Raw genomic sequence first — 4,508 nt, 5'->3', positions numbered from 1 at the left:
CAGACAATCAAGCATCAATTAATATTGGCAAAAAAGGACTAGAAATTCTTGGAATTAGTCCATCCAAGCTACTGGTAGAACATCAGAAAGTTACGGCTAAGTCTGAAAATTTCAGATTTGAGAAATCGCGGATACATCAATGACGTTAGTTGTTGAGCCTAGCAACCCTCTACAGTTAACTTTGTTTGAGTGGAGTAATAACCAAGTAATTGGCTGTTCAGAATCCCCCGTTCGTCAGCTTAACGGGTGAGTATGTCAATGCTATATATATAAACCTGATAATTTCACTCTTTTAAAAACAACTTAAACCATCCCCTACGCCAAAAATAAAAAGTCATTATCCCAGCAATAACTAACATTAAAAATAAACAGGCAAAATATCCCCATTTCCATGTTAATTCAGGCATATATTGAAAATTCATTCCATAAAGTCCAGCGATAAAAGTTAAGGGAATAAAAATACTAGAAATGATAGTTAATAAAGTGATTACTTCATTCATTTTATTACTCATAGATGATATTAAAACATCCATTAAACTAGATGCTAATTCTCGATAAGTTTCTAAAATATCTAATATTTGAATAGTGTGATAGTAACAATCTCGAAAATAAATATAAACTTCTGAAGAAATTAAATTATTATCTTCTCTAGTAAGGGCATTAAATAAATTACGAAGAGGCCAAATTGACCGTCTTAAAGACAATAATTCTCTTCTTACATTATAGATTTCTTGCAAGGTTTCTTTACTAGGATCTAATACTATTTGATCTTCTAAATCTTCGATTCTTTCTCCATAATCTTCTAATACCGGAAAGTAGTTATCTATTAATGTATCTAATAATAAATAAGCTAAATAATCTGCACCTAATTGTCTTACTTTACCTTGATTAAGTTTTATGCGTTCTCTTACTTTTAGAAAATCATCGATATTATCTTCTTGGAAAGTCAATAAATAATTTTTTCCTAAGATAAAACTAATTTGTTCAGAAGTAAAACCCATTTCATCTTGGTTAGGTTTAATGGAGTGCATTATTATTAATAATTGTTCTGAATAATCTTCTATTTTTGGTCGTTGAGGAACGCTGACAACATCTTCTAAAATTAAAGGATGTAATTGAAAAACTTGTCCAATTTCTCGTAAAATATTCTCTGTTCCTAATCCTTGAATATCGGCCCAAGAAACTAAATTATTTGTCAGGCAAGAAAAGCAATCTTCTGGTTTAACATTTACTAGACGATAAGCATTATTTTGGTCATATTCAATCAAAGTTATATTAGAAGGTAAAGCCGAAGGATCGATCGTAATACTACCAGGTTCGCTACCCGGTTCATCATAAGAATAATCAAAATAGTCTTCTTCTTCTTCTATGGGTAAATTCGATGACAACATAAAATATAACCTAAGAATTATTATGAAGTATAAACAAAAAATACAAGTTCCACTTGAAACGCTTTTTCATTTTCATTCTCTAATTTTAATTTACCTCAAAACTATGATAAATAAGAATTTCAGCAATTAAATAAATTTTGTAGGGTGGGCAACGCCCACCAAATAGTATTTTAATGGAACTATAGCTTTCTTAAATTGTTTCATTCTTATTTGAAATGACTATACAATTTATTCTGTTCAAGTACCTATTACTTAAATTAAAGAGGACCTAATCCCACTTTTGGAGCATAAATAGCACGATCTCCTAATTCATGTTCAATGCGTAATAAACGGTTATACTTTGCAACCCTCTCGCTACGACACAAAGAACCAGTTTTAATTTGTCCTGCCCTAGTTGCTACCGCTAAATCAGCTATAGTAGTATCTTCCGTTTCTCCCGAACGATGACTGATCACAGAACGATAACCTTTACGAGTAGCTAATTCAATAGTTTGGAGCGTTCCCGTTAAAGTACCGATTTGATTGAGTTTGATTAAAATAGCGTTAGCGATGCCTAAATCAATACCCTTTTGCAAACGAGTAATATTCGTCACAAATAAATCATCCCCCACTAACTGAATTTTAGAACCAAGTTTTTCTGTAAGTAATTTCCAGTTATCCCAATCATCTTCATGTAAAGCATCTTCAATAGAAATAATCGGATATTTACTGACTAAACCTTCTAAATAATCAATAAATTCTACCGGAGAATGATCCGAACCATCATAATTATATTGACCATTATTATAGAACTCACTAGCAGCAACATCCATCGCTAAAGCAACTTGCTCACCCGGTTTATACCCTGCTAATTCGATCGACTGAATTAACAAATCTAAAGCCTCTTGGTTAGAGCCTAAATTAGGAGCGTATCCCCCCTCATCACCTACCCCAGTCAGTAGATTTTTTTCCTTTAAAACCTTGCTCAAAGAAGCAAAAATTTCTGCACCCCAACGTAAACCTTCAGAAAAAGTTTCTGCCCCCACAGGCATAATCATAAATTCCTGAAAATCAACGTTATTATTAGCATGACTACCGCCATTAATAACATTCATCATCGGCACTGGTAATACATTAGCCAAAGGACCACCTAAATAACGATAAAGAGGAATTTGTAACTCTCCAGCAACGGCCTTGGCATTAGCTAAAGAGACTGCTAAAATAGCGTTAGCCCCTAAATTTTTTTTATTGGGAGAGCCATCAAGATTAATCATCGCCTCATCAACACCCACTTGATCAAAAGCATTAAGATCAAGTAAAGCAGGTTCGATTTTATCAAGAATATTCTCAACGGCTTTTAAAACACCATTACCGCCATATCTTTGAGCATCGCCATCTCGTAATTCATGAGCTTCAAAACTACCCGTAGAAGCACCACTAGGCACTTGTGCCAAACCAACAGAACCACTTTCTAAACGAACTTCCGCTTCCACAGTAGGCCTTCCACGAGAATCTAAAATTTCTCTAGCTGTAATTTCTTCAATTAACATTGATTGCTGTTCTAACATTAATACCTCCTATTTCTAGTGAATTATTGAATAAAATCTACCCCAATGATACTCTTAGAACTGTCAAAAATCACGAAAATTTCTTCTTTATTCCGATTAAATTCTAAATCCATAATTACTACGTCCGTATCATCACCCTTAGAGCCATTTCTAACCGTTGTCCTTGTAATTCCTTTAAATTCTCCGTTAGCTTTCACAAAATTATCCCAACGTGCTTGTAACTGTTTAGGGGTAATATTTTCTTTTAAAAATGGGTGAAGGTAAAATCTAGCTTCCGCAGAATTGCCACTAACTAAAGAATCAATAAAATTACGAGAAATATCATCTATATTTTGGTTAGTAGGAATATCAACTCCAATAACTTCACCTTTCTTGTTAAAAATAATAATCCACTCTTGAGTTACTTTGTCAAAATTAAGACTAAAAACCGCTAAATCACTATTAGGTGTATTAATTTGTTTAAAATCCTTGATGCCTTTAAAATTACCATTTTGTTTATTGGTATTATTCCAAATTTGCTTTATCATATCCTGAGAAATTTCTTCTCGTAATTGTGATGAGAATAATGAAGGGATAGATTGAAATTTTTGAGTAAAAAATAAATCAATAATTTTTTTCCCTTTAGCTTCAAGATTGCTAGAATTGTCTTGATTATTGGTTTGAGAGATTAATGTTAAATTTTGAGATTTTTCTGCATAACTAGAAGTTTGATAGCTCAACCCCCCTAATACGATAGAAAAACAACTCACCACTATGAATCGACTAATTTTCATGAAAATAAACTACTAGATAGGTTAGTTAATGGTAACTAAATAATTTAATAACCAATAATAAATTTTAGTCTTCATTGTTTCTTTTGATTATCCTTTTTTTCTGAAATTAGCAGTAATTTATTTTGAGATTCTTACCTTGATAATTTTGTATAGCGTTTTCCATTATGGTGATCTCTCTATAAATCTTGCTAACAAAGGGCGGCCATCCCCTTGCCCGTACCTCGCTTATGAGAAAATTGCTATAATGTTAATAAAAACCTTTTGTTGACTCATTGTACCTCATAAAACTCTCACGGCGATCGCCATAATCAAATTCTTAATCAAGATTACATTTAATTTTAAACTATCCAAATTTTGTCCTAAGCTGGTTTGAATCTAAAGAGATCGAATAGTTACTTTTTTTAACAACTCAATATCATTAAAAATATAGTCAAAAAAAGAAATTTATAGTAGAATAATCATAATATCTCAAAAGCCATTGACTACTTAAACTAAGGTGAAAAGCCTCTTCAAGTGTCCAATTTTTCAGTAAATAAATGAAAATCACCTCTACAGGAGAAAGCAGGTAGGTTAAGTACGAGGTAATTAAATTAGAGATTTAAAAGTTAAACAAAAGCAGTTCCAAATACTTTAAGTTAATGGAATAGAGGGATTAGGAGTAATCCCATTTAGGGTTTTAACTGTTTGCGATAATCGGTAGAAAATATGCTAAAATCGATTAAAACCAAAAGCCAATGACTTTTAATTACTGGTGAAAATCCGTGCTTTACCACGTCACTGATGTTAAGTCAGAAACC

Annotated in this window: 3 protein-coding genes; all 3 read right to left on the bottom strand. The window is 32.3% G+C overall.

The window, feature by feature from the left end; translation table 11 throughout:
* Positions 1-284 precede the first annotated feature (284 nt).
* Entirely contained in the window at positions 285-1,391 is a 1,107-nt protein-coding gene (corA, locus tag FWJ34_RS18440) for a magnesium/cobalt transporter CorA (RefSeq protein ID WP_308256794.1), read from the bottom strand.
* 257 nt (positions 1,392-1,648) lie between these two features.
* Positions 1,649-2,938, bottom strand: coding sequence for a phosphopyruvate hydratase (eno, locus tag FWJ34_RS18435; protein WP_308256793.1), 1,290 nt, complete (start codon positions 2,936-2,938; stop codon positions 1,649-1,651).
* 23 nt (positions 2,939-2,961) lie between these two features.
* Positions 2,962-3,711, bottom strand: a complete 750-nt coding sequence (locus tag FWJ34_RS18430) for a DUF3887 domain-containing protein (RefSeq protein WP_308256792.1) — start codon at positions 3,709-3,711, stop codon at positions 2,962-2,964.
* Positions 3,712-4,508 lie beyond the last annotated feature (797 nt).

The sequence above is a fragment of the Geminocystis sp. GBBB08 genome, from assembly GCF_016743215.1.
GTDB lineage: Bacteria > Cyanobacteriota > Cyanobacteriia > Cyanobacteriales > Cyanobacteriaceae > Geminocystis.
The sequence above is the reverse complement of the archived record's forward strand: the minus strand, read 5'-3'. Positions and strand labels throughout refer to the sequence as shown.

Bases quoted from the DNA above. Each gene is read 5' to 3' on its own strand.
- corA (WP_308256794.1), bottom strand. From the start codon at position 1,391: ATGTTGTCATCGAATTTACCCATAGAAGAAGAAGAAGACTATTTTGAT.
- eno (WP_308256793.1), bottom strand. From the start codon at position 2,938: ATGTTAGAACAGCAATCAATGTTAATTGAAGAAATTACAGCTAGAGAA.
- FWJ34_RS18430 (WP_308256792.1), bottom strand. From the start codon at position 3,711: ATGAAAATTAGTCGATTCATAGTGGTGAGTTGTTTTTCTATCGTATTA.